At 42.2% G+C, this 22,654-nt stretch carries 28 protein-coding genes, 2 pseudogenes and 1 riboswitch; of the genes and pseudogenes, 6 read left to right on the forward strand and 24 right to left on the reverse strand.

Features of this window, described 5'->3' with window-relative positions; translation table 11 throughout:
* Positions 1-14 precede the first annotated feature (14 nt).
* From G4D54_19710 to G4D54_19765, 12 genes are all read right to left on the reverse strand, one after another.
* Entirely contained in the window at positions 15-752 is a 738-nt protein-coding gene (locus tag G4D54_19710; GenBank protein QJA04494.1) for a site-specific DNA-methyltransferase, read from the reverse strand.
* 141 nt (positions 753-893) lie between these two features.
* Positions 894-1,670: a DnaD domain protein gene (locus tag G4D54_19715; protein ID QJA04495.1), complete on the reverse strand. Its 777-nt coding sequence runs from the start codon at positions 1,668-1,670 to the stop codon at positions 894-896.
* Between the two features lie 19 nt (positions 1,671-1,689).
* On the reverse strand, positions 1,690-1,854 hold the full coding sequence (locus tag G4D54_19720) for a hypothetical protein (protein QJA04496.1): 165 nt from the start codon (positions 1,852-1,854) through the stop codon (positions 1,690-1,692).
* A 1-nt stretch (position 1,855) separates the two neighbouring features.
* Positions 1,856-2,233 (reverse strand): DUF1064 domain-containing protein, encoded by a 378-nt coding sequence (locus G4D54_19725; GenBank protein QJA04497.1) that lies wholly within the window; start codon positions 2,231-2,233, stop codon positions 1,856-1,858.
* Entirely contained in the window at positions 2,226-2,891 is a 666-nt protein-coding gene (locus G4D54_19730; protein ID QJA04498.1) for a hypothetical protein, read from the reverse strand. Before G4D54_19730 ends, G4D54_19725 begins: the two co-directional genes overlap by 8 nt.
* Before the next feature lie 3 nt (positions 2,892-2,894).
* The gene (locus G4D54_19735) at positions 2,895-3,470 is read right to left on the reverse strand and encodes a hypothetical protein (protein ID QJA04499.1); all 576 of its coding nucleotides are present in this window, start codon (positions 3,468-3,470) and stop codon (positions 2,895-2,897) included.
* Positions 3,471-3,479: 9 nt separating this feature from the next.
* Positions 3,480-3,971: a siphovirus Gp157 family protein gene (locus G4D54_19740; GenBank protein ID QJA04500.1), complete on the reverse strand. Its 492-nt coding sequence runs from the start codon at positions 3,969-3,971 to the stop codon at positions 3,480-3,482.
* Position 3,972: 1 nt separating this feature from the next.
* Positions 3,973-4,614 (reverse strand): ATP-binding protein, encoded by a 642-nt coding sequence (locus tag G4D54_19745; protein QJA04501.1) that lies wholly within the window; start codon positions 4,612-4,614, stop codon positions 3,973-3,975.
* An 11-nt stretch (positions 4,615-4,625) separates the two neighbouring features.
* Positions 4,626-5,333: a hypothetical protein gene (locus G4D54_19750; GenBank protein ID QJA04502.1), complete on the reverse strand. Its 708-nt coding sequence runs from the start codon at positions 5,331-5,333 to the stop codon at positions 4,626-4,628.
* 12 nt (positions 5,334-5,345) lie between these two features.
* Positions 5,346-5,591 carry a hypothetical protein gene (locus tag G4D54_19755; GenBank protein ID QJA04503.1) on the reverse strand — a complete coding sequence of 82 codons (246 nt, stop codon included), beginning with the start codon at positions 5,589-5,591 and terminating at the stop codon, positions 5,346-5,348.
* Between the two features lie 247 nt (positions 5,592-5,838).
* Positions 5,839-6,567, reverse strand: coding sequence for a BRO family protein (locus tag G4D54_19760; GenBank protein QJA04504.1), 729 nt, complete (start codon positions 6,565-6,567; stop codon positions 5,839-5,841).
* Positions 6,548-6,886: a hypothetical protein gene (locus G4D54_19765; GenBank protein ID QJA04505.1), complete on the reverse strand. Its 339-nt coding sequence runs from the start codon at positions 6,884-6,886 to the stop codon at positions 6,548-6,550. Before G4D54_19765 ends, G4D54_19760 begins: the two co-directional genes overlap by 20 nt.
* A 62-nt stretch (positions 6,887-6,948) precedes the next feature.
* On the opposite strand from G4D54_19765, the gene G4D54_19770 reads away from it, so the two are divergent.
* Positions 6,949-7,524 carry a hypothetical protein gene (locus G4D54_19770; GenBank protein QJA04506.1) on the forward strand — a complete coding sequence of 192 codons (576 nt, stop codon included), beginning with the start codon at positions 6,949-6,951 and terminating at the stop codon, positions 7,522-7,524.
* A gap of 127 nt (positions 7,525-7,651) precedes the next feature.
* On the opposite strand, the gene G4D54_19775 is transcribed toward G4D54_19770, so the two are convergent.
* Positions 7,652-7,858, reverse strand: a complete 207-nt coding sequence (locus tag G4D54_19775; GenBank protein QJA04507.1) for a hypothetical protein — start codon at positions 7,856-7,858, stop codon at positions 7,652-7,654.
* Positions 7,859-7,980: 122 nt separating this feature from the next.
* Here G4D54_19775 and G4D54_19780 point away from each other — a divergent pair, with 122 nt between their 5' ends.
* Positions 7,981-8,223 (forward strand): hypothetical protein, encoded by a 243-nt coding sequence (locus tag G4D54_19780; protein QJA04508.1) that lies wholly within the window; start codon positions 7,981-7,983, stop codon positions 8,221-8,223.
* Positions 8,224-8,333: 110 nt separating this feature from the next.
* On the opposite strand, the gene G4D54_19785 is transcribed toward G4D54_19780, so the two are convergent.
* Entirely contained in the window at positions 8,334-8,531 is a 198-nt protein-coding gene (locus G4D54_19785) for a helix-turn-helix transcriptional regulator (protein QJA04509.1), read from the reverse strand.
* A 404-nt stretch (positions 8,532-8,935) separates the two neighbouring features.
* Here G4D54_19785 and G4D54_19790 point away from each other — a divergent pair, with 404 nt between their 5' ends.
* The 3 genes and pseudogenes from G4D54_19790 (at position 8,936) to G4D54_19800 (ending at position 12,295) form a co-directional block, all read left to right on the forward strand.
* Positions 8,936-9,664, forward strand: a complete 729-nt coding sequence (locus G4D54_19790; protein ID QJA04510.1) for a helix-turn-helix transcriptional regulator — start codon at positions 8,936-8,938, stop codon at positions 9,662-9,664.
* Between the two features lie 30 nt (positions 9,665-9,694).
* A pseudogene (locus G4D54_19795) lies at positions 9,695-10,036 on the forward strand (hypothetical protein).
* Between the two features lie 711 nt (positions 10,037-10,747).
* Complete coding sequence (locus G4D54_19800; GenBank protein QJA04511.1) at positions 10,748-12,295, forward strand: recombinase family protein; 1,548 nt, start codon at positions 10,748-10,750, stop codon at positions 12,293-12,295.
* Between the two features lie 22 nt (positions 12,296-12,317).
* On the opposite strand, the pseudogene G4D54_19805 reads toward G4D54_19800, so the two are convergent.
* The 4 genes and pseudogenes from G4D54_19805 to G4D54_19820 all read right to left on the reverse strand — a co-directional run bounded on the left by G4D54_19805 (position 12,318) and on the right by G4D54_19820 (position 15,814).
* Positions 12,318-12,524: pseudogene (locus G4D54_19805) on the reverse strand (spore coat protein CotJC).
* Between the two features lie 3 nt (positions 12,525-12,527).
* The gene (locus G4D54_19810) at positions 12,528-12,776 is read right to left on the reverse strand and encodes a spore coat protein CotJB (protein ID QJA04512.1); all 249 of its coding nucleotides are present in this window, start codon (positions 12,774-12,776) and stop codon (positions 12,528-12,530) included.
* The gene (locus G4D54_19815; GenBank protein ID QJA04513.1) at positions 12,776-13,030 is read right to left on the reverse strand and encodes a spore coat associated protein CotJA; all 255 of its coding nucleotides are present in this window, start codon (positions 13,028-13,030) and stop codon (positions 12,776-12,778) included. Before G4D54_19815 ends, G4D54_19810 begins: the two co-directional genes overlap by 1 nt.
* A gap of 225 nt (positions 13,031-13,255) precedes the next feature.
* Complete coding sequence (locus G4D54_19820; GenBank protein QJA04514.1) at positions 13,256-15,814, reverse strand: YhgE/Pip domain-containing protein; 2,559 nt, start codon at positions 15,812-15,814, stop codon at positions 13,256-13,258.
* 209 nt (positions 15,815-16,023) lie between these two features.
* On the opposite strand from G4D54_19820, the gene G4D54_19825 reads away from it, so the two are divergent.
* Positions 16,024-16,440, forward strand: a complete 417-nt coding sequence (locus G4D54_19825) for an Rrf2 family transcriptional regulator (GenBank protein QJA04515.1) — start codon at positions 16,024-16,026, stop codon at positions 16,438-16,440.
* Positions 16,441-16,735: 295 nt separating this feature from the next.
* Here the strand turns inward: G4D54_19825 and G4D54_19830 are convergent, their stop codons facing one another.
* The 6 genes from G4D54_19830 to G4D54_19855 all read right to left on the reverse strand — a co-directional run bounded on the left by G4D54_19830 (position 16,736) and on the right by G4D54_19855 (position 22,583).
* The gene (locus tag G4D54_19830) at positions 16,736-16,888 is read right to left on the reverse strand and encodes a hypothetical protein (protein QJA04516.1); all 153 of its coding nucleotides are present in this window, start codon (positions 16,886-16,888) and stop codon (positions 16,736-16,738) included.
* A 43-nt stretch (positions 16,889-16,931) separates the two neighbouring features.
* Complete coding sequence (locus G4D54_19835) at positions 16,932-17,378, reverse strand: hypothetical protein (protein ID QJA04517.1); 447 nt, start codon at positions 17,376-17,378, stop codon at positions 16,932-16,934.
* Complete coding sequence (locus G4D54_19840; GenBank protein ID QJA04518.1) at positions 17,375-17,659, reverse strand: N-acetyltransferase; 285 nt, start codon at positions 17,657-17,659, stop codon at positions 17,375-17,377. Before G4D54_19840 ends, G4D54_19835 begins: the two co-directional genes overlap by 4 nt.
* 348 nt (positions 17,660-18,007) lie before the next feature.
* On the reverse strand, positions 18,008-19,780 hold the full coding sequence (gene ade / locus G4D54_19845) for an adenine deaminase (protein QJA04519.1): 1,773 nt from the start codon (positions 19,778-19,780) through the stop codon (positions 18,008-18,010).
* A 49-nt stretch (positions 19,781-19,829) separates the two neighbouring features.
* The gene (locus G4D54_19850; GenBank protein ID QJA04520.1) at positions 19,830-21,164 is read right to left on the reverse strand and encodes an NCS2 family permease; all 1,335 of its coding nucleotides are present in this window, start codon (positions 21,162-21,164) and stop codon (positions 19,830-19,832) included.
* Between the two features lie 41 nt (positions 21,165-21,205).
* Positions 21,206-21,303: riboswitch (purine riboswitch) on the reverse strand.
* A gap of 59 nt (positions 21,304-21,362) precedes the next feature.
* Positions 21,363-22,583: a Zn-dependent hydrolase gene (locus G4D54_19855; protein ID QJA04521.1), complete on the reverse strand. Its 1,221-nt coding sequence runs from the start codon at positions 22,581-22,583 to the stop codon at positions 21,363-21,365.
* Between the last annotated feature and the right edge of the window lie 71 nt (positions 22,584-22,654).

Here is a 22,654-nt window from a genome sequence, read left to right on the forward strand (position 1 = left end):
TCTTACACCTCTCTCTAAAAAAGCTGTAACTGTGTTTTATTCATTTTGATTCGATCTTTTGCTGTATTGAAAATACTTTCTTCTGATTCTATTCCTATGTATTTACGATTTGTGTTCTGCGCTGCGATGCAAGTAGATCCAGATCCCATACAATTATCAAGCACAATATCGTAATCATTTGTATAGGTCCGGATAAGGTATTCGAGTAAAGCTATAGGCTTCTGTGTAGGTTGTAATGAGCATTTCTGCGTATCTGCCGAGAATACCTGTATACTGCGTGGGTAGCGTGCAGCGGAATCATAGATATAATCTTCATCTGCTTGTCCATACACATCGGTTTGCAACCCTTTACGCCTATAAGATACTTTCCGCTGTCCTGATGTCATCTGTGGATTATATGTACATTGACTTTTATAAAACACACATATCACTTCATGATTTCTTAATGGTTGTTTCTTTGCGTTTAAAAATCCGGTGCCTTTGACTTTATCCCATATCCAGTCATATTTATACATCTGTACATTACTCAACCTCAGGCGGCTTGAGAACGGCTCTGCGCCAAACAAAACAATAGCTGCATTATCTTTTGCTACTCTGCAGTATTGCTCCCACAACTTATCAAACGGAATAACAACATCCCATTTACATTGTGTCGTACCATAAGGGAGATCGCACAGTATCATGTCAATACTTTTGTCTGGAATATCTTTCATTACTTCAAGACAATCCCCATGTTTGATATAGCTTTCCATTTTCCCTCCCTTAAAATAAACTTAATTGCTCATGTAGTGCTCTATTTTTGCAAGTTTACGGTTACTGATGCCCAACTCACCTTGACGTCTTATGATGAAATCCAGGATGTTATCATAGGTTGTCATATTTTTATTAACCACTTATCTCTCTCCTCCCTCGTACTGCTCGGCTGTCAGCCCTCTCTTTTTCCAATCTAATAAGATACGATCAACATAATCAACACTGTTTTTATCCTGTACCAACATTTCCCTGAATGCATAACGTAATAGCTTATCGTCATACTCCTCTTTCCATTGGCAGATTATTTGCAGCTCCCTTTGTGATAATAAGCGGTTAAAGCGTTCTTCATACAGTTCTATGATTGGTGTACCATATAACTTTTGTTGTTCCTGCTCTTTTTCTTCAAGCTGTTTTTCAACATCCGGGAAAGGAGAAACAGGAAGGCTGTTTATATTACTTAAAAGATTATTTTCTTTATTGTATTTATTATCTTTATTATATTGTGGTTGATTGATGGTTATTTGTTGGTTATTTGTTGGTTGCTCATTGGTTGCTTGTTGGTTATCCTGCTGGTTGATTGACTGGTCTTTACTTAGCCTGTTAGGCTGATATTTGTCGTAGTTTACTACACTTATGACCGTTTCCTTGTTGGTTGTTTTTCTGGTTATTTCTTTAGTGTCTACTAGTTTGCCCAATGCTGTTCTAACCTGTTGTTCTGTCAACCCTGTTTCTAAAGATAAATTTTTTCGGGATGTCACGAAACTTCCTCGTTCTATAGTCCTCCCTTTATATTTCTGAGCTCTGTAATTAGCTCTGATCAAACAATGTAGGAACAGTGTTTTCACAGGCACATCCTTGTACCATTCCCATTCAGTGAATTTTCGAAATAAATTCACATATGTTCCTAATTCTTCCAATCCTCACCACCTCAATCTGTTAGCTTTCTGTGACAAAAATCTCACATTTGCTGTAGTCTATCTCGATTCGTGTTTCGTCCGTGTTGGCGCCTGTACAGCTTATTTCGATGCACATATCGTACTCTTTAAGCAACTGTTCTGGCACGCATTTCTCTACGAGGATTTTCATATCTTCCCAATTCATTTTATGTCTCCTTTATCTCAATACCCTTTAATTCCGCCATTAGGCGCCGTTTAATCTTATAAACGTCTGTAGAGTGTCCCTTTGCATCTTCGACTACCAGAGCGCCTGTATCGTCGTTATAGACGAAGTCTGCAATATACTTCAAGGCTCTTCCATGCTCATTTTTTGGAAAGAGTATATAAGGCACCTGCAGGCGGAGGTTGGCTATCTCCCCTGCCTGCTCCAGTAGCCGTAATTCTTGATATCTGGATGCCTCGCGCTTACTATCGAACATTATCCCATCCACCTCTGTTTTAACCGCTCCGTATTTGCTCTTTTTAGGCTTTTCAGTAGGTGTTTGTGCAGAGGTATACTTACGTCCGTCTGGGTAGTTAATCATCATCAAACACCTTTAATTCGCCTTTTTTGATAAAATATTCCATTTTCTTATCAATGATAAAAGGTGATAAGTGATTCTCTTGTATGAATATCTCATTACCTATCGTGTGACATTTTATATGGCATCCCTTGCACAATGGCAAGGCACGTTTTCCAACATGCGATATCTTTTGACGGTTATTTCCGGCACCTATCGCATCAACATGATGTATCTCAGCGTGTTTCCCACATATTACACATCTTCTTTTTAAAGCCAACGCATATGATTGCTTTTCGTCGAATGTATAATCGTAGTCCGCAATAATCTTCTTTGCGAACGGTATCTCGTTATATATGCAATAGTCAATAATAGCCCGTATTAAGCCGTTTGCGTAGGTCATGCTGCAGGAAGACAGACTTTCCACTTCTATTTCCATTACTGATGCATACTGTTGTTGTAATTCCATTCTCACCCATTCTGAATCATAGCCCGTATATCGTGCTATCTCTCCGCATAAAGCGAAGATAAAGCGCCTTTGTTTATCTGTTATATGCCGTCTATCAATGAGCTTTATATCGACTTCCAGCGTATCTCCACAATCAAGAAACATTTCATCCGTTTGTTTTAATGCAACGGCATCTATGCAATAGACACCGTTGCGCTTATACAACTTGCTCATTGCTTAGAAAGGAAGATCATCATCCCTTATATCCAGATGGCTGGCATATGCCTGCTGTGGTGTAAATCCACCAGAAGGTACGCTTGTCTTTTTCAGCAGCTTGTCTTCTGGAATTGTTACGTTGTCGATTTCAGAAACAGCTCTCACATACATACACTTAGTAGAAAATTTTGATTCTCCTTTATCATTCAGATATTCTTCCCTACCGAATACGCCACAGAATTTCTTTCCTTTCAAGCTTCCTTCATCCCAAGACCATATGTATCCAGGATTAGATTCCAGTATCCGGTTGATGAAAGCTTTGAAATATGGATTTGACTGTTCTGTTCCATACCCCTGATAATATGTACCTCTCCACTTTGCATTCGGGTCTTTCTTTCTATCCGCTGCAAGCATTGCACCATAATAACCTGGTTGTTTATCTTCTGGTGCGAAGTCATATGCTATAACGAGCATCTTGTTTCCACTTTTAGATACTTCTGTGCGCGCGCCAACGATTGCACATATGTGTCCGCCTAACTCAATTTTTTCAAAACTTCCAGCTTCTTCTAATTCATTCCATCCGTTGATTGGTTCCATTTTATCCTCCTACTTAACTGTTAATGACGTTTTCTCTACTAAACTACAGCCAGGCACGTCAATTCCTTGTTTCAGTGCTGCACCGATTTCTTTCTTCATCGGCGATGTTTCTGTTTTCACTTTTAAATATTCTTTAGGTATGAGAATTTCTGCATCAATAGAAACTGACTTTGTGTTTCTCGTACTTATGGTGTTTCTGGCGGTAGCAAGTTTCTTTTTACCACGCATCATCAACGCATTTAACAAGTATTTTTCCAAATGATCGACTCGCTTCTGGTCTGAATCATTTTTCATTTTAAGAGCATCGATTTCTTCTTTTCTTGCCTTGATCAGTGCCTTCACCTCTTTAATCAAACAGCCGATATTATCAGCTTTTACTTCAAATTCTTCTTTGATTGCATCCAATTCCTCATCTGTAAACAGAATCTCTCCTGTTTCTGGATCAACTCTTTCAAACAGCTGCAAGTATGCTGCATTGATTTCATATAAACTTCTCGTCATGTCAATACTCCTCCAATACTTTGATAACTTCCATAATGTCATTATCAATTTCATCCTCTTCAAATGCTCCCATAGGCGTTTTTGCTGTACTGTTCTTGGCATGTGTCTCAAATACATAGCGTCCGCCTGCAGCTTTTGCATTCAGGATGGTTGTGAATTTGCTTTCAAGACAGATTTTGTCAATCTTTTTTCCGCTCGTTTTGATGCGAGTAAACATATAACCGCTGTCATCGCGCTCTGTCTGCGTATGTGCTGTAAATATGATATTGAGATCATCGCGCAGCGTAGGAGCGGTGTCCACCATATTCCATATACACTGTGCAAGATCCATCCACTTGTCGTAGCCTTTTTCTTTGCATCTGCGCATTTCATCGCCCACCATGATGCCATTGATTGTATCAATGACTACATATTTGATTTCTGGACGCTTGTCGCTGATTTTGACAAGCATACGCATAATTTTGTCTGCATCATCGCTGACCATGTAGTTCTTATTGTCTGCATTGTATTCATTGCGCCAGCCTTTCCAGCTGAGACCTTTTTTATCACAGTCAATATATACTGTTTCTTCCGGTGGAAGATTGCGCATTGCGGTCGTTTTACCACTTCCGCTCTCTCCCATAACACATATTACTTTGCTCATACATTTTCCTCCTAAATTTCTTCCAGAAGGCCTTTCATTTCCTCCTGATAATCGTCTGTTTCAATGTATGTCTTATACTGGTTGATTTCTTTTAAGACATTTTCAATCTCGTTCTCTTCCAGCTTATCCATGACTGTTTGATACTTTGCATCGTCACCTATTGATTCTGCAAACACGAGATAAAAGTCAGTCAGTAAATGATATTCGTATGCGCTACGTAGCCTCTGAATGTATTTATCGTTTTGCTTGTTATCATCTACATACTTGTCAATATACGCCTCTCTAATTTCCTCGTTTGTAACGCCTTCGTCGTCCAAAAATTCGGATGCTAAGACAGTTAATTTCTCTATTTCGATATCACCCTGCTGTTTAGCATCTATATATACGGGTAAATCTTCAAGCACATGGTTCCTTTCGTGATAACTGATCATTCTGAATATAGCTCCGTTTATGTTTTTAATAAGAAATTTGATACTGCTGCCTTTGAGGGAATATGATACATCCTCTTGATCTCCCCATGTATTCGGTCTACTGTTGTCCCGCAGGTTCAGGCGAAACACAATTCTCATATTTTCCGTTTCAATTTTTGTCAATTTGATAGTGATGACAAAATCCTTATACTCAAACAGCGTCCATGTTTTCTGCCATAATGCAGGGTTAAGATAATTCTTGATGATAAAACTGTAGTCCATTTTCCAGACTTTTATTGCTGGTAACATATCTCTTCCTCCTTAAAATATTTCTTGTGTTGATTTTGTGCTACGCTCAGTAGCTGTCATAAGTGTGTAATCTTTGCCATCCTCGTAGATCGGGAAAACTTCATCACTTGGGGTTCTTCTCCAAGGTCCTTCACTTTCCCACACGTCATAGATACATTTACGACACATTTCTTTTCCGTCTCTCCAGTGCAGCATACCGTAATATTCCTGTTTCCCACACTTGGGACATACAATGACCTTTTTCATGATGTCATTCATATTCTGTAATCCTTTCTTCTTTCTTAGCTTCTGCATCTTCCGCCTGCAGGTCTGCCAGCTCGTCTGCTGACAGCTGCCACTCATCATCGTAGTGGTCTGGATCCATGCGGTTATAGATGGTTTTCATAATGATTCTCCAGCAAAACAATCGGGTCGCATATAACCCCCATACGCAGGGTGTTGTACATGTTGATAACTAGGTATATTGTTAATACTGCATGACCGATTACTATGTATTCCCACATCATTATTCCACTTCTTCCAATTCCGAAATCTTTTGTAATGTCACGCTTGACGGGTCCCATCCCTCGATAAACTGACAGACCTTTTCAAAATCTTTTCTTGCAATAGAACCTCTAAATCTAACACCCATATATCGCAAAATATCACCATTAAGCCCGTGCCGTAGCTCTCCTGCTTGTTTAGGATTCAAATGCCAATCACGTACCTCTTTTACTTCTTTTAGACGATTACTCACCTTACCAGATATATAGTCATACTGCCTTTTACTCAATTCCTGTTCTTCTTCATGGAAGGTCATACGCTTATCCAGTGTTTCAACCTGATACTTCGTTTCTCTTTGATCCTCGATTATGGACTTCTGAGCATCGAACATAAGTTGTAATGCTTTCATTGGATTCTGAGGTACTCTGTATCCACCTGTATGATTGATTTGTGGCAATACTTCATCAAATACCCATGATTCAAACTTCTCTGCCTGTGGCAGCTTACTTCGTGCTGTCAATCGGTATACATCACCTTCTGGGATAAATGACATTTCTAATTCTTTTGTTGGATTCTGTGGATGAGGTATACTGTGTTTTACCGTATACCTGCAATGTTGGTTTATAGCATCATTAGGTCTTGCATAACCCAACGCTCTGGCAACGTCGTTGCCGCAATAATAAATCTTTCCTTCGATTTCGGCTGTTCTCAATTCACCGAATTGCGTGCTATTAAATGTTTGTAATTCCATTTTTATTCTCCTTTGAAAAAACCTCCAGTATTATTTCTGATTCATGCTTTATGTTTTCTAATAGTTCATCATATCGGTGCTGTGGCACTTTCGATGCTGACCGATAACCCATCTTTAACGCTACCGATGTTCTGATAGCAGTCCACGAAGTGTTCCAATTCAAGTCTATCTTTTTATTGTATATTTCTTCTCTAAAATGCGTTTCCAGAGCTTTCATTCGTTCGTCTCTCACTGGTTTAGCATTTTCTAGTGCTGCATGCACTTTTTCGTCTATCATGTTGTTTAATTCTTCAACAGATAATGTGATAGTATTATCCATAAATTTTAAACTCCTTTCTGGCAATTATGTGATATGATTATGTGTAAAGAAAGGGTGGTTTTGTGAATGATATTACAATTTGGCTATCAGAAAATTGGATAGCACTTACTGCTATGGGTATTTCTCTTGTTTCCGCCTATATATCATGGGAAGGATATATGAAATCAATTGTTAAACTTGAAATCACTGCAGATGATGAGAATAACTTTTCTTTCGGATACATACTTTATACAGAAAAACGTGTGTTAATGGTTTCATCCAAAATATTGAATTTATCCACAAGCGATACAACTATTTCAAGCGCTAAAATAAAATACATGGGCAAAATTTATGAAGCGCAGGTATTTCCCTCTAATTGGACAAACACCTTCGATAAGTCAAGTTTTTTAATTCATTTTAAAAATTATTCTTCCAAAGCTGTTGTATACGCCTTAAACAAGGATAACTTGATAGGAGCCAGAATCGATTATCATGGTTCAAAAGAAGGATATTTCACTTTTTTAGATTTCCCTCTATTACACAAAGAAACTATCCTAAAAATGACTGTATTTACACCAACCAAAAGTTTTGCTTGTACTTTTATCGCTAAGCCGCTTCCTGATAAATATAAAATCAAAAATCAAATCATTCCAAAATAAGAGACAAAACGCTAAGAATAATTCCAATAATTGATAGTATAAAAGCTAATAACCATTTTCTTTCATTCACTGCAATTCACTCCCTTGCTTTTCCACTTTGTATCCCTTATAATAAAGATGAATCTTTTTATAAGGGTTTGAGTTTGGATGCTGCACTTTCGACGGATGAAGCATCCTTTTCTTTTTGTCTACGCAGACATGATCTTGTGATGATATCTCTGACACGTTCATAGATGAGCTCCTGCTCCTCTTCTGGTTCTATCGCATCATCCAATATAACTATACGGGTATTCCCTCGCATATAATCTGCAATTACATTTCCTGTCACATCCATTACATCCCTCCTTTATAAGGTATGCGTATTCTTTTGAATTGACCTTTCCTAATCTGAATCACTGATTTCAAAAATATCTTTACCTCCTGTATGATATAATGTCTGTGAGGGGAGGTGAAACCGTGAGTAAGAATTTTAATGATTTTCGAAAGTTGATAAATGATGAAGAAATAGTAGCTAAAGTTATTGATAAATCTCCACTATCTAAAGGTGTTTCGATTAGTTTTGAACCAACGCCTGAAGGTTTAGAGAAATATCAAAACGAAGTAGCAAAAGCTATTGTCGGTACAGCTATGACTGCAACTATCGACTTTCTCCAGATTTATCATCAATGGGCAAATGGCGACCTAGATAAGGACAAATAGTTTTGGCTATCTCTTTGCCATCAATCAATAATGAAATTGGCTTTTTCAAATTGGCAGATTTGGATGAAGCCTTTTTCTTTTTCCTTTTGTTCATTTTCTCACTTCCTTTCCTATTCTGTTTTGAATAATTCATCGATTGTCCCATTAAAATTTAAAAGTTCACGAATTTCCTTACATTCCTTAATGGTGAACTCCGAATGGTCATTCAATTTGCAAGAGACAGTGCTAATAGAAATACCTAATTTATCCGAAATATTCTTGCGTGTTAAACCTTTCTTTTTTAACTCTCGTTCTAAAATATAATACAAATCATCCTCACACCCTTTCTATGGTATAATTTAGGTGATTTAGAGCCTCTGTACAAAGGAGGTGATATAATGAGAAAAAAGAAATTTTGTACCTCAAAGCCATCTGTTGTAAAGAGTGCAATAGCAAGAGGCTATAAAATCATTTCAATGGCTTACTGGATTGGCAGTCCAGCTCGTACATTCTTTTTAGAAAAGTAAATTATACAGCCCAAATGTAATAATCGGCTCTAAATCATTATGCTTATTCAAGCACGATGATGAACTTAATTCCGTTCACCACATTCATATGATAAACTTAATTAAGTTTTATGTCAACTGTTTTTCGAATATTTTTACTTAATTTCGTTCATACGTATTGAATTTCGTATGCTTTTAATGTATTATTGAGACATGGAGGTATAGATATGTCTTTAGAAGATGAACTAAGAGAACTAATCATAAACAAATATAGAAGTATAAGACAATTTTCTATAGAAGCGAATATCCCTGCGACTACGATTCAATCCATGTTGAATAGTGGTATTCAAAATGCGGGTGTAAAAAAAGTTATGAGAATATGCGATATTCTAGGTTTGGAAACAGATGCTCTAGCTGATGGATATATAAAGGAAAAAGTTGTCAATTCAAATAGTATTACTGTTAATGAACTAAACTTAATAAAAAAATACCGCGCTCTTGATGAACACGGAAAAGATATGGTAGATACAGTTTTACAAAAAGAATATGAACGGCGGACAGAGCATGCAAAGGAATTCATAATGCTGCAGCCACCTATATTAGTACCCTATTATGGCCATGTAGCATCTGCCGGAACCGGGCAATATGTATTCGATGACATTCCACCAGAAATGATAGAAATAGAAAATGAGATGGATAACATGCATGTAGATTTCGCTATCGGTGTAAATGGGGACAGCATGGAACCTACGTATCACGATGGCGATACGCTACTGATAAAGAAGCAATCTGAAATACATATTGGTGAAATAGGTATCTTCATGATCAATGGTGAAGCGTTTGTAAAAGAACTTGGTGACAGTGTTTTGATTAGTCACAATAAAAAGTATGAGGATATTCATATAAATGATTCAGTAATATGCTTGGGGAAAGTTATTAGTAAACACATCAGCTGATGTTTACATAAAAAGCAATGGAGGGAAAAAATGAAAACTTGGAAATTAGTATCTGGAATCTTATCTATCGTACTTTGCTTGTTTGTGCTGTTGCAGTCTTGTGCTGCTGGAACAGTAAATGCTTTAGAAGCATCTGGGGAGGTAAGTGGTAGTGCAGGATTGATTGTATCCATTATGATGCTTGCTGGCGGTATCGTGTCAATCGTTACCAGAAAAGGTACAAAGGGCGGTAACATCGCTATCATAATACTTTATGGCATTGCGGCATTATGTGGATTCACAATGGCGGGGAACTTTAAGGATTTGAATATCTGGGCATTCTGGTGCTTGATTTGTGCAGTACTTGCAGCTGTATCGTTGATAAAATCAAAAGATGCAAAGCAAGAAATACGTGAGCATTCAGCAAATAGTAAAAAAAAACTAAAACTTAGCACACTTAATATAATACTTATTATTATTGCTACCGTTTTCATAGCAGGAGTTAGCTATCTCGGGTACTGTGTATACGCAGAAAAGGATATTCCTCTTTTGAACGCTTTATTTGATATCAAGACAAATAAGGACTACACTGCCGAGGAAATTGCAAATGCTCTAAAAAAAGATAGCAAAAACATTGATAAAATCATTGTATATACAGCCGATACCGATCCTAATAAGCTAATGGGTAAAACCGGTGCCTATACTGGAAAAGCAGCATTTTCAGACAAAAGATACAAACAGGATAAAAAAGATCCAATAGGTGGATCCATAGAGGTGTTTGATACACAAGATGATGCTGAAGCAAGATATGATTATATTAAATCAATAACACAAAAGATGCAATTTCTACAAGAGTATATGTATCGAAATGGAAAGTATCTCCTTAGAATCAACGGAGATTTAAAAGCATCACAAGCTGAAGAATATCAGAAAATTTTTAATGACATTATAAGCAAATAAAAAAACACTCCCTGCGCCAACAGAGAGTGTCCGATATCAGCGCCAACTGATATCAAGCATAGAAAAATGACCTCGCCAGTCATATCTTTTTCTATGCCTCTATTTTACCACATCGGAACATAAAATGTAAATGGAGGTATCAACATGCAATATTTAATTTATCTGAGGAAGTCCCGTGCTGACCAAGAAGCGGAGCTGCGTGGTGAAGGAGAAACACTTGCCCGTCATGAGAAAGCGCTCCTGGAGCTTGCCAGACGTCAGCACCTGCCGATTGCTGACATTTATCGTGAAGTCGTATCCGGAGAAACCATTGCGTCCAGACCGATGATGCAGCAGCTTCTGTCTGAAGTGGAACAGGGTGTATGGGATGGCGTACTGGTCATGGAGGTAGAACGTCTTGCAAGAGGTGATACGATCGACCAGGGCATCGTAGCCCAGGCCTTCAAGCTGTCCGATACGAAGATCATCACACCGATTAAAACATACGATCCAAACAACGAGTTCGATGAAGAGTATTTTGAGTTTGGACTTTTCATGTCCCGCCGTGAATATAAGACGATCAAACGCAGACTGAACAACGGCAGACAGGCATCCGTTAAGGAAGGCAAATATGTGGGCAACCGGCCTCCATACGGCTATGAACGCATCAAGATAGAGAACGACAAGGGCTTCACATTAAAACCGCTGGAGAAGGAAGCGCAGGTCGTAAGGATGATGTTTCGCTGGTATGCATATGGAGCACATGGCATCTCCACCATTGCTGATCAGCTAAACGAAATGGCGATCCCATCCAAGACCGGTAAACAATGGGTGTACCCTACTGTCAGAGATATCCTACAGAACCCGGTCTATGTTGGGAAGATCCGCTGGGGGTGGAGAGGACAGCGTAAAAGAGTAAAGAACGGCTCCGTATCTGTAAGCCGTCCCCGCAGTGATGACTACCTGCTGGCTGACGGTATTCATCCGCCTATCATTGATCAGCAGCTCTTCGACCAGGTCCAGAAGAAATTCTCCATGCATAAACCACTGCCGACCTCCGCTAGAGAAATGAAAAATCCACTGGCAGGGCTTGTGATCTGTGCGAAGTGCGGTGCCAAGATGCAAAGACGTCCGTATCAAAGAGAAAACATTCGAACCGGGCTGATCTGCCCCAACAATAAATGCAGGAATGTCAGTGCACCTTTTGATGATGTTGAACAGAAGCTCATCGAAGTTCTGGCAGAATATATCAAGGAAGAAAAACTAAGAATCAGCAATGGCCACACACAGATCGACGACAGTATTCTTCAGATATTGCAGAACCAGCTGGCTGATCTGCGGGAAGAGACAGTGGATTTGAACAAGCAGAATGATAACATTCACGACTTTCTGGAAAAAGGCATCTATGACGTGGACACCTTCCTGCAACGTTCTCAGAAGATATCCTCCAGAATAACAGAAATCGAAGAGAAGCAGAAGACACTGCAGCAGGAAATAATAGAAGAGAACAAACGCATTGAAAGTGCCACCAGCATCATCCCGATGACAGAGCAGCTTCTCTTGCAGTACGAGAATATGAGTGCCCTTGAAAAGAACTCCATGCTGAAGGAGGTCCTGCGCTGTGTAAAGTATGAAAGAGAGTGCTCGATACGTGATGGAGGCACTGCAGATAATTTCACGCTTTACCTATACCCGAAAATCTCCCATAAATAAAGGCTTTTTTTGACGGATAACTTTTATGTACGCATTCTTCCGTTCCGATATCCGTTAACATCGCACGTACACTGTCATACGGCATGGCATAGCGCTGATTCAGATAACGCATAGAGGCAGCCAGTTCCCCATCCGGACCGCCAATCTGCGAAATTACGATTTTTGCGAAAGCAGGATCCGGTTTTCTGATATTCACCGGAAACTGCAGCTTCTTTTCATATGTCCACATACATCAATCCTCCCTTTCCCATGGCCAGGGCCCTTTGCTATACTCCCAGCTATCCGAGTGATTCTGCCGATTTGTCAATGGTCCGCAAAGATGTTCATACTCCTTTGCAGTCTTCTCGCGTTCCTTCACGGCAGACTGATAATACTGCATTGCCTGTCTGTCATCAGGGTGTGAGTTTAAAAACAGTGCTGTTTCCTGAATCGCAAAATCCAGCATTTGAAGCTTTCTCAGCAGTTGCTTTCTATTCATCATCAGCACGCCCCCTCATCACCGAGAAAGGGTTTATCAAGAGCATGAAAAATCGTTCCTCTTTGAAACCCAATCTCTCTTTCATACGGTTTTTTCCATACCTGCATCGGTACATAGGCCATACCAGGCATCTGTGCCTGCTGCCGTTGATGTTTAGGCTGCTGCTCCATAAAGTCCACATCATCATAGCAGTATTCATTATCAGCTACGCGCTCCCTGGGAATCCATGGACAGCACGCACCATTCGCATACTTCATATAAGTTCCTCCTAACCTGAGGCTTTCACCTCACTGCATAATATGAAAATACTGATAACAGGCATAGGACAAGCATATAGAAGATGAAAAATTCATTTCTCTATGCATGGAAGCAGATGAAAAAAGACCTATCGGCCGCAAAGTAATCAGAACGTTTGCATCGCTTCGATAAGTCCTTTTCAGATTGCTTATAATATGTTCAAAGTATGCTGGTTTACATAAGCACTAATGAAACTGCGCCAGCAATGTCTTTTCAAAATGCTCTTCACTGACACTTGTTTTCCAGCGATAAAACAGAATGGAAAGAACAGAGAAGACTACAAGCATACCTGCAAAGACAAGAATATCCGGTGTAATGGATCCGCCGATTGCCAACGTATTGCGGAATGCATGCACACTGTAGCTGAATGGCATAAACGGATGAATCGCATTATAAAATCCGGAGGATGTTTCAATCGGATAGCTACCTGCCGCTCCCCCCAGCTGCAATACCATGAATATCAGAACAATAAAGCTTCCGATTTTTCCACAGGTGATGTTAAAGAAAACGATCATGGACATGAAGCCTGCGGAAACCAGTGCCGCCATGGCAAAGGTAAGCAGCGTCTGATAGGGAGATAGGCCGTTAACCAGCATCAGCACACTGATCATAATGACTGCCATCAATGTGGAGACCGTATACATAACAGAAGCCTTGCAAGCCCACATACGCAAACCGGACGTCGTTTTACCTGTGTTTTTCAACAGCGGATACATAAGAGTAAAGGCCATGCAGGCAACATACAGCCCGACAGACATCATATAGGGCGCCATCGCTGTACCATTGTTTTCCACATTGCTCAATTCCTGATGAGTTGTGACCACCGGCTGTGCCAGCATTTCCTTTGTATTCTGTGTTGCTGATACCGAGCTTTCTTCAGCTCCCTTATGCAGCGAGCTTGTCAGCGTATGGGAACCGTCCTTCAGCTGTAACAGTCCGCCTCCCAGTGTATTGGAGCCCTGCGCAAGCTGCTGAGCACCACTGCTGATTTGAGAAGCGCCGCCCTGCAGCTGAGCAGAGCCGTTTAATAATGTCGGACTGCTGCTGTTTAATGCTGAGGCTCCCTGATATAGAGAATCACTACCCGTTAGCAGATGTGTGATTCCGCCCTGTAAAGCAGGAATTGCAGAGTTCAGCTGTGTCGTACCTGTTTGTAATTGAGCTGCACCGGCTGTTAAAGCCGTAGATTTCTGTGATAAGGTGGAAAGACCGTTTCTAATCGTATCTACGCCCTTTGTATAAGCATGAATCCCCGAAGCCAGTCCCTGTTCACCAGATAAGGCTTTATCAGCATCTGCAAGGCCGCTTTGAAGCTGCTGCATACCCTGTATCAGACCCATGGCTTCCGCGGTGGAGCCCTGTGCATCCAGTGAACGCTGTACAGTGGAAAGACCCTGCTGCAGCTGCGTCAATGCCTGATCGTTTCCGCTGAGAAGAGCTGTCATCTCCTCACTTCCTTTGGAAAGCTTAGAGAGCCCTGTCTTGAGCACAGCATATTGCTGATTTAAATCATTCATATCCGCTGCCGCTTCTGTTAGCTGATTCACAGTATCCTCATAAGCATGCAAATCCTTCAATTTCTGTGCGGCTGCATTCAATCTCTGACTCGCATCTGTATTCTTGTTTATGATTGTCTGCAGCTGAGCCTCCAATGCCGCCGCCCCTTGTGTAACCTGCTTCAGACTATCTGCACTGCCGGTATTTTTTTCGTGCAAATAAGCAAGTAGATCAGCATGACTGTCGGTACTTGATTTTATTGCAGTGGATAGCTCCTGCATACCAGACAGAACACGAGAGCTGCCCTTATGCAAATCGGAGGTTCCCTGCGCCAGAGCATTCACCCCCTGATTTAAAACTGCAGAGCTTTGCATTAACTGCTCACTTCCCTGTTGCAGGGCAGCTACACCGGTTGTATACGCCTCTACCCCCTGCTGCAGCTCACCGCTTCCTGTGTGCAGCGAGGATGCGCCGTTAACAAGCTGTACGCTTTTTCCATTCATCGTGCGGATACCGCTTCGCAGCTGCCTGCTTCCCTGTTGCAGCTGTGCCACTCCATCGGTATAAGCCTGCAGTCCCTGCTTCAGTGTTTCACTTCCGTCTTGAAAGGTCAGTGTACTGGAGGCAAGAGTGTTCAGATTATCCGTGATGGTCTGATTCCCCGCAATACTGTCGGATAATCCGTTCTGAATTTTCTGACTGCCCTTTCCCGCTGTTTTCAAGCCGCTGCTCAACACCTGAACGTTGGAGAATAATGTATCGGCATAGGTTTTTGTCACAGTAGCGGAAATCTGTTCCCGTATTTTTGCAATCGCTGTCTCGTCCATTTTCGAGGCGATATAATTGGTACCGGGATTCGTTGTATACCTGAGCTCCATTTTTTTCGGATGTTTATCCATGAGCGTTGTTGCATTTGATGAAAAATTTTCAGGTATCGTTATAATCATATAATAAGAGCCATCCTTTAAGCCCTGGCTGGCTTTTTCGGCATCGACAAAGCAGAAATCCATTTCCTTTGCCTTTTTCAGATTCGCAACCAGATCCTCCCCGATATGAAGGCTGGAACCGTTATAGGTAACCTTATTGTCTTCATTTACTACTGCAACCGGTATTTTATCCGCATTTCCGTAAGGATCCCACATAGAACCCAGAAAAATACCTGAATACAGCATGGGAATCACAATAATCGCTGCCAGCACAACCTTGATCCATGTACTGCCTGCTATATTTTTCCATTCTTCCTTCATAATATCCTCTTCTTTCTTTTCTATCCATAGATATACTATATCCACGGAATACTGGAATTATAGTACATTATATGCTTGTGTCAACGCTCTTTACAGAAAGTTTAGAATTGTTATGAAAAATTCACACGAAAAAGACGGCTTGATTTAAGGAAAAGGCTTGCAAAGACAAAGAAAAAACAGCTATACTATACATGATAGAAGGTGAGAGTATGAGAATACGCGGCAGTCTGGAGCAGGCAATCTGTATCGTGCTGCTGATAAGTACAAGCAGCCGGCCGGTAAAAAGCAGCGAGCTCAGTAAAAAGCTGAACGTATCAGATTCCTATTTAAAAAAAATCATGCGGCAGCTGGTCAAAGCGAAGATCGTTTCTTCAATCGCCAGTAAAAACGGCGGCTTTGTATTATTGAAAACCCCCTCCCGCATCACCTTTCTGGACCTGTTTAATGCCATCGAGGGGCAGGAGCAATTTGCTGTGAGTACAAGCCTTGTCGATCGGGTGTTTGATTCCAGAAAGCAGGTAAAGGAAAAGGAAGAAAAAATCATGCATTATCTGCATGGTGCGGAATTGGAATATCGAAAGAAATTAAAAGAAATCACCATCCAGCAAATTTTATCCGATGTCTGATAATAACAGCCACAAGACATGTTCATGCTGCTGTATATCATATCAGAAATGATAATATTTCTTACATAAACTATTTTATAAGCTTGCTTTAAAAAGAAAATAAAAAAAAGCTACAGCCGGGGCTTTAACACTGGCAGAGTCATTTGCACTTTACTCACCATGTAACAGCCATAGGTAATCCAGGCAGCTTTCTTTGATTGTTAAGCTGCTTTTCTTTTTTCCTTTACACGATGTCCTAACGTGATAAGAAAAAGACTGAATCTTCAGGTATAGAAGGCTCAGTCTTTCCTTTTTCTCAATTTCCGCCGGGACCGTCCTGACGATCTCTTTCATCCGGATAATACTTCAGGTTATTGTTCGTCCATTGATTGTTGCCGGCTGTTTTCTTTGCTTCCTCACCATGCAGCAGCTCTTCGCTGTCACAGCAGGATTTTTTCTTCTGTTCCATGTTCATCACACTCCATTCTTAGTATGTGTCCGGAAGGGATTGACTATACCGATTCTTTGCCTGAAGCATACGGCCCGGTTATTTCCAAGACATTTCCTTCGGGGTCTGTGATATTGAAATACCAGTAAGGCATCGAGATTGAAACATAATATAAGGGAGAGAGCGGACTGATTTGCAGATTTTTCAAACGCGTATATTCTGACTGCAAATCCTCACAAACATAATTCTGAACCATTATATCATTCCCTTGGTTCACCGTCTGTATGCAGTCTTCGACATATGCATTATTATAGTGTTCGTCCACATCCTGTTCTTTTTGTACGCATTGCGCATCATATTCCGCATGCAGCACGGCAAGCGTATGCCCGCAGGAAAACTCCACCCATCGCTGTGCAGTAACTTCCTTCCCTTTTTGCTGAAGCAGCTGCTCGTAGAAGCTTACCGTATCACGAAAATGCAGTGCATTGATATATATACAAGCCAGCTTCATCGTGGTTCCTCCTTCATCCAAATATCCTGTTCCTTCTCATGCTTTTTCATCCAGGCAAGTGCATAGGGACTAAATGCCATACATTTCCAGCACTTCTTCCTTATCACAGCTGCCGCCTCCTTCATCAGTGCGCCTCTTATCCCCTGTCCGCGCAGGGATACATCGGCAAATGTATGATTGATATCCACGACCTGCTTGTCCACAAAGGGGAATGTAAACTCTGCAGGCAGCTGTCCCTGTTCCTCTATAAATATACGGTGATCCTCTCTGCTTATCTCCATAACAGTCTCCTCCCCATGCCATACGCACGACGATTACAGCTTCATTGTACCATAAATCATTTCTGCATTACTGAAATTAAATACCATTTTTAACTACCGTTTTATACCCGTGTCTTAATACAGGAAGCAGATTTTATAAAACAGAGCTTTATCCGCTGTTATCAGTTATAAACAAAGGAATCAGACTCATCGCACGAAGCTGATAAGCCTGATTCCCAATCTCTCAAAGTGTTCTGGTCTCGCTGCTTCCAAGTAAGAAGCAGAGCGCCCATAGCCTGCTCCTTAAGTGATGAACAGCTGTCACTGTTGTTGTTATTACAAACTAAGCGCATTTAACTCGCCTTGTTTTTATGCAAACAGCGGTACAATCTCCTTCTTTAAAACGTCAATCAGTCCGAGATCGGACATTTTCGCCTCCGGGATAACCGGTAAAGCAAGGGTTACGATTCTCAGCAGCGGGTTTTCCATATCCACAAGACCGAGCGCACGATTCGCATCCTTCATCAGTGCATTGTCAACTGCCAGCTCCTCTGCAGGCTTCAGCGAAATCAGTCCTGCCAGCGGAAGCTGCAAGGTATGAAGCACAGCTCCGTCCTTTACCGCACACATGCCGCCTCCACAGGCAATCAGCTCATTTGCGGCAAGCAACGCGTTCTCTGCAGTATCGTATACAATCGTCAGATTGTGTGAATCATGAGAAACCGTTGAAGCAAGAGCTCCGGTTGTCGTACCAAAGCCGCGCACAACACCAAGTGCAACTGTATCGTGCCCCTCATGACGGTTTACGACAGCTACAAACTTCAAATCATCATCATTCAGCTTCAGATAACCGTTTTCCACAGGAAGCTCCTCACAGCTTACCAGTGTGCTGGACAACAGCAGATCCTTATACTCCATCAGATTCACCTTAACCGTCCCGTTTTCCACAGGAGCCTGGATACGGAAATCCTCAACGCTTAACTTCTTCACATGCATGGAATTGCGATGCTCAATAGCATAGCTTTCATCCTTAATGTCTGCCAGCAGCTTTCCATTTTCCGCTACCAGCTCACCATTGTAAAATACATGACTCGGCTTCAATTCCTCCAGGCTTTCCACCAGCAGCATATCTGCAACAAAGCCAGGTGCAATCGCTCCCAGGTTTTCGATTTTGATTTCACGTGCCGTATTATAGGTAGCACTCTTAATAGCTGTTACCGGATCCATACCGCATCGAATGGCATTGCGGACTACATCATTCATATGTCCGTTGTTCAGAATATCATCCGCTTCGCGATCATCCGTACAGAAGCACAGGTGATCGAAGAATTTCACCTGCTTAACACCCTCCCAGATATCCTTTACATTCTTTGTGATGGAGCTGTCTCTGGCATCCACATACATTGCACTGCGCAGCTTTTCCAAGCCCTCATCCGATGCCCGTGTTTCATGACAGGTATTCGGACCACCGCACAGATAGGCAGACAGCATCCGCCCGCTGACATACGGTGCATGTCCCTGCATATACAGTCCGCGATCCTCCGCAACCTTCAGAATATCCATCATACGGTCCTCACCATGGATAACGGCAAGGAAATCCATAACCTCCGCAAGTCCGATGACACGCTTTAAGCCGCAAAGCTCTTCAATCTGTTCTGCCAGAAAATCCGCTCCCGCATTCTCCAGACCGGGTACGGCAGGCACACAGCTTGGAATATCGATCAGCTGACGCATGGGGAGATCTTCTCCGCTGTCATGCATATAACGCACGCCCTCCATGCCCCATACATTGGCAATTTCATGCGGGTCGGTAATCACGGTCGTTGTCCCGTGAGGAAGAACTGCCTTTGCGAAATTACGCGGCGTCATCATGGAGCTTTCGATATGCTCATGCGCATCCAGAAAGCCGGGAATCAGATAGTGTCCCTGTCCATCCACAACGGTCGCTGCCTTGTCCAGATCCGCATCCAGATTCTTATATTCCACATGTGCAATCATACCATCATAAACAAATACATTGGCCGGATAGATTTCTCCGGTAATCACGTTGACCAGCTGAACATGTTTGATCAGCAAATCGCTTGGAATTTCACCAAGAGCCGCCTTGAGCAGCTGTTTTTTATCCTTTGGCTGCAGCTTCATATACAACACTTCCTTTCTCAAAAAGATGCACTCTCATGCATCTTTTGCTTTACCCGTATATAAAATAACAAATCAGTGGTATCGCCATAACATACATGATCGGATGTACTTCTCTGAATTTACCGGTTGCTGTTTTGATGAGTACGAATGCCAGAATACCGGCAGAGATACCGCTGGCGATAGAGCCTGTAAACACAGTGAACATAATCATGACAAACGGCCCGAAGGATTCTGAGAAATCTGCGAAATCAATATCCTTAAAGCCGCTGATCATCAAAAAGCCAACGAAAATCAGAGCCGGTCCGGTTGCCGCATTGGGAATCATCAGCACCAGCGGGGAGAGAAATACCATAATCATAAAGATAACGGATACCACAACACTTGTAAATCCCGTACGTCCGCCTGCTTCCACACCAGCACTGGATTCCACAAAGGTGGTGATGACCGTATTACCGGTAAGCGCACCGACACAGGTACCGATGGCATCTACCAGAAACGGCTGCTGGATATTCGGTAAATCCCCGTTTTCATCCAGCATGCCGGCTTTTGCACTGACACCGAGAATTGTCCCCAGCGTAGAAAAGAAATCTCCGCAGAACGCCGTAAAGATCAGAATGACGGATGAGAAACTGAATACGGATTTAAAATCCAGATTAAACATGACATTGCCCAGCCCTGTGAAATCAGGAACCTTGGCAAAGGTAGACGGCACTGTGGTAACCCCTGCCGGTATTCCCAGAAGCGTAACGATAACGATACCGATCAGAATAGCACCGTTCACCTTATACGCTGTCAGAATAGCGATGATAACAAGTCCCAGAACGGCCAGCATAACAGCAGGATCAGTGAAATTCCCCATGCCCATTCCGCTTTCCGTAAAGGCTGCAATCCCTGTATTTTTGAATCCCAGATAGGCGATAAAGAAGCCGATTGCGGTACCAATCGATATTTTAATGTTTTTTGGTATCGCCTTAACAATCAAATCACGGATACCGAAGATTGTCAGCAACAGAAAAATAACACCTGAAATCAGAGTCATTGCCATAGCACCGCCAAAGGACAACTGCTGGCTCTGAATCAGTGCCCCGAACATGAAGTTGCTTCCCATACCGGTTGCCAGTGCAAACGGGAGGTTTGCATACAATGCCATCAGCAGCGTAATCAGCCCACTGATAATGGCACAGGTGACAACAATCGCCTCCTTCGTAATCATGACGCCGTTGGCATCGATGATAAATGCGGCATCCCCATAGCCGACGATTGCCCCGGGCTGTACAACCAGAACATATGCCATTGTCATAAACGTGGTGATACCGGCGATAAGCTCTTTTTTATAGCTGGTATTGCGTTCCCTAAATTTGAAAAAATCTGCGATTTTGCTCATATTTTCCTCCTTAACCATGTCCTCACCATATTCCATGATATCCATGAAAGAAGAAGCACCATAGTATCTCATTTACGGTGAGATGTAGAGACTGTCGGCCATATCCCGACATTATATGGTGAGCACAACAGTGTTCATTATACCAAAGAGGAAGCAAAACTGTAAACGTCTATGCATAGGTAATTGTTTCCTGAATGCTTACAAATACTTCCGGAATGCCTCCAGCAAAAGCTGACACCCGTCTGCACAGTCCTTTTGTGTACTGTATTCCTCTTTACAGTGGGAGGCTCCTTCATGCTGAGAGCGTACAAAGATCATCGCTGTGGGACAAATGCCCTGAAAGTTCATACAGTCATGACCGGCGCCGCTGGCAAGTCGCAGAATCGGCAGCTGCAGTGTTTTACAGCAGACCTCCAGCTCCTGCTTCAGGCCTTCATCACATATCGCCGCCGGCAGCTGCTGTTCCAGGCGGCGTTCAATCCGTACTCCCTGTTCCTGTTCGAGCATTTCTTCAAACTCCTGCATTACATCCAGTATTTGCTGTATGACAGCATCATCCAGAGAGCGCAGATCCAGAGAAAAGCTTACACGATCACAAATGATATTGCAGGCGCCGGGGTAGGTATGAATTTCCCCGATTGTAGCCACCGTATGCGGCTGCTGCTGCGCAAGCTTCGTCATGTGCAGAATCCAGCGGGACATGGCGGTTACCGGATCATGACGACGATGCATCGGTGTTGCCCCCGCATGTGCACTTCTGCCATATATTGTGACCGTATATCTCACCAGCCCGGCAATCCCCTCAACAATTCCCACGGAGAGATTCTGTGCTGCCAGAACATCAGCCTGCTCAATATGTACCTCATAAAATGCTTCCAGCGATGACAGCTGGCAGGTCGCATAACACGCAGGATGATAGCCTGCCTGTGTCATTGCCTGTGCAAGTGTAATTCCCTTATGATCCACAGACAGCAGTCCGTCTTTTTCCACTTTCCCGCAAATCGAGCGGCTGCCAATCATGCCATATCCGAAACGGTTTCCTTCTTCATCCCGAAAGCCAATGACCATGATGGAACGCTGCGGCTGTATTCCTGCTTCCCGTATGGTCTGCAATACTTCAATACCTGTCAGCACTCCCAGACAGCCATCGAATATTCCGCCTTCCTTTACCGTATCGAAATGGGAGCCGCAAACAACAGGAGGCAGGTTTGGTTCAGCTCCCTTCAGCGTACCTATGATATTACCACAGGCATCAATCGTTACATGAAGACCGGCTTCCCGCATCCATTCCGTCAGCTGAAAAGCTGCCGCCTCATCCTCTTTTGTGAACGAAAGCCGTGTTACACTTCCATCTTCTGCTTTTCCAATCTGCCCCAGTGTCTGTATATGATTCCATAAACGCTTCTCATTGATTCTCATAGGCTACCTCCTGATTATGAACATTATAGCTGATTGCTTCAAAAAAGCCAAGACAGCAGAAAAGACACCAT

The organism is [Clostridium] innocuum (assembly GCA_012317185.1).
GTDB classification, from domain to species: Bacteria; Bacillota_I; Bacilli_A; order Erysipelotrichales; family Erysipelotrichaceae; genus Clostridium_AQ; species Clostridium_AQ innocuum.

Excerpts from the sequence above, each read along its gene's own strand:
- G4D54_19800 (QJA04511.1), top strand. The coding sequence starts at position 10,748 with ATGCAATATTTAATTTATCTGAGGAAGTCCCGTGCTGACCAAGAAGCG.
- G4D54_19790 (QJA04510.1), top strand. The coding sequence starts at position 8,936 with ATGTCTTTAGAAGATGAACTAAGAGAACTAATCATAAACAAATATAGA.
- G4D54_19855 (QJA04521.1), bottom strand. The coding sequence starts at position 22,583 with ATGAGAATCAATGAGAAGCGTTTATGGAATCATATACAGACACTGGGG.
- G4D54_19765 (QJA04505.1), bottom strand. The coding sequence starts at position 6,886 with ATGGATAATACTATCACATTATCTGTTGAAGAATTAAACAACATGATA.
- G4D54_19830 (QJA04516.1), bottom strand. The coding sequence starts at position 16,888 with ATGGAACAGAAGAAAAAATCCTGCTGTGACAGCGAAGAGCTGCTGCAT.
- G4D54_19825 (QJA04515.1), top strand. The coding sequence starts at position 16,024 with ATGAGAATACGCGGCAGTCTGGAGCAGGCAATCTGTATCGTGCTGCTG.
- G4D54_19725 (QJA04497.1), bottom strand. The coding sequence starts at position 2,233 with ATGATTAACTACCCAGACGGACGTAAGTATACCTCTGCACAAACACCT.
- G4D54_19745 (QJA04501.1), bottom strand. The coding sequence starts at position 4,614 with ATGAGCAAAGTAATATGTGTTATGGGAGAGAGCGGAAGTGGTAAAACG.
- ade (QJA04519.1), bottom strand. The coding sequence starts at position 19,780 with ATGAAGCTGCAGCCAAAGGATAAAAAACAGCTGCTCAAGGCGGCTCTT.
- G4D54_19760 (QJA04504.1), bottom strand. The coding sequence starts at position 6,567 with ATGGAATTACAAACATTTAATAGCACGCAATTCGGTGAATTGAGAACA.
- G4D54_19735 (QJA04499.1), bottom strand. The coding sequence starts at position 3,470 with ATGGAACCAATCAACGGATGGAATGAATTAGAAGAAGCTGGAAGTTTT.
- G4D54_19820 (QJA04514.1), bottom strand. The coding sequence starts at position 15,814 with ATGAAGGAAGAATGGAAAAATATAGCAGGCAGTACATGGATCAAGGTT.
- G4D54_19840 (QJA04518.1), bottom strand. The coding sequence starts at position 17,659 with ATGGAGATAAGCAGAGAGGATCACCGTATATTTATAGAGGAACAGGGA.
- G4D54_19750 (QJA04502.1), bottom strand. The coding sequence starts at position 5,333 with ATGTTACCAGCAATAAAAGTCTGGAAAATGGACTACAGTTTTATCATC.
- G4D54_19730 (QJA04498.1), bottom strand. The coding sequence starts at position 2,891 with ATGAGCAAGTTGTATAAGCGCAACGGTGTCTATTGCATAGATGCCGTT.
- G4D54_19710 (QJA04494.1), bottom strand. The coding sequence starts at position 752 with ATGGAAAGCTATATCAAACATGGGGATTGTCTTGAAGTAATGAAAGAT.
- G4D54_19775 (QJA04507.1), bottom strand. The coding sequence starts at position 7,858 with ATGGATGTGACAGGAAATGTAATTGCAGATTATATGCGAGGGAATACC.
- G4D54_19815 (QJA04513.1), bottom strand. The coding sequence starts at position 13,030 with ATGAAGTATGCGAATGGTGCGTGCTGTCCATGGATTCCCAGGGAGCGC.
- G4D54_19835 (QJA04517.1), bottom strand. The coding sequence starts at position 17,378 with ATGAAGCTGGCTTGTATATATATCAATGCACTGCATTTTCGTGATACG.
- G4D54_19755 (QJA04503.1), bottom strand. The coding sequence starts at position 5,591 with ATGAATGACATCATGAAAAAGGTCATTGTATGTCCCAAGTGTGGGAAA.
- G4D54_19850 (QJA04520.1), bottom strand. The coding sequence starts at position 21,164 with ATGAGCAAAATCGCAGATTTTTTCAAATTTAGGGAACGCAATACCAGC.
- G4D54_19810 (QJA04512.1), bottom strand. The coding sequence starts at position 12,776 with ATGATGAATAGAAAGCAACTGCTGAGAAAGCTTCAAATGCTGGATTTT.
- G4D54_19740 (QJA04500.1), bottom strand. The coding sequence starts at position 3,971 with ATGACGAGAAGTTTATATGAAATCAATGCAGCATACTTGCAGCTGTTT.
- G4D54_19720 (QJA04496.1), bottom strand. The coding sequence starts at position 1,854 with ATGAATTGGGAAGATATGAAAATCCTCGTAGAGAAATGCGTGCCAGAA.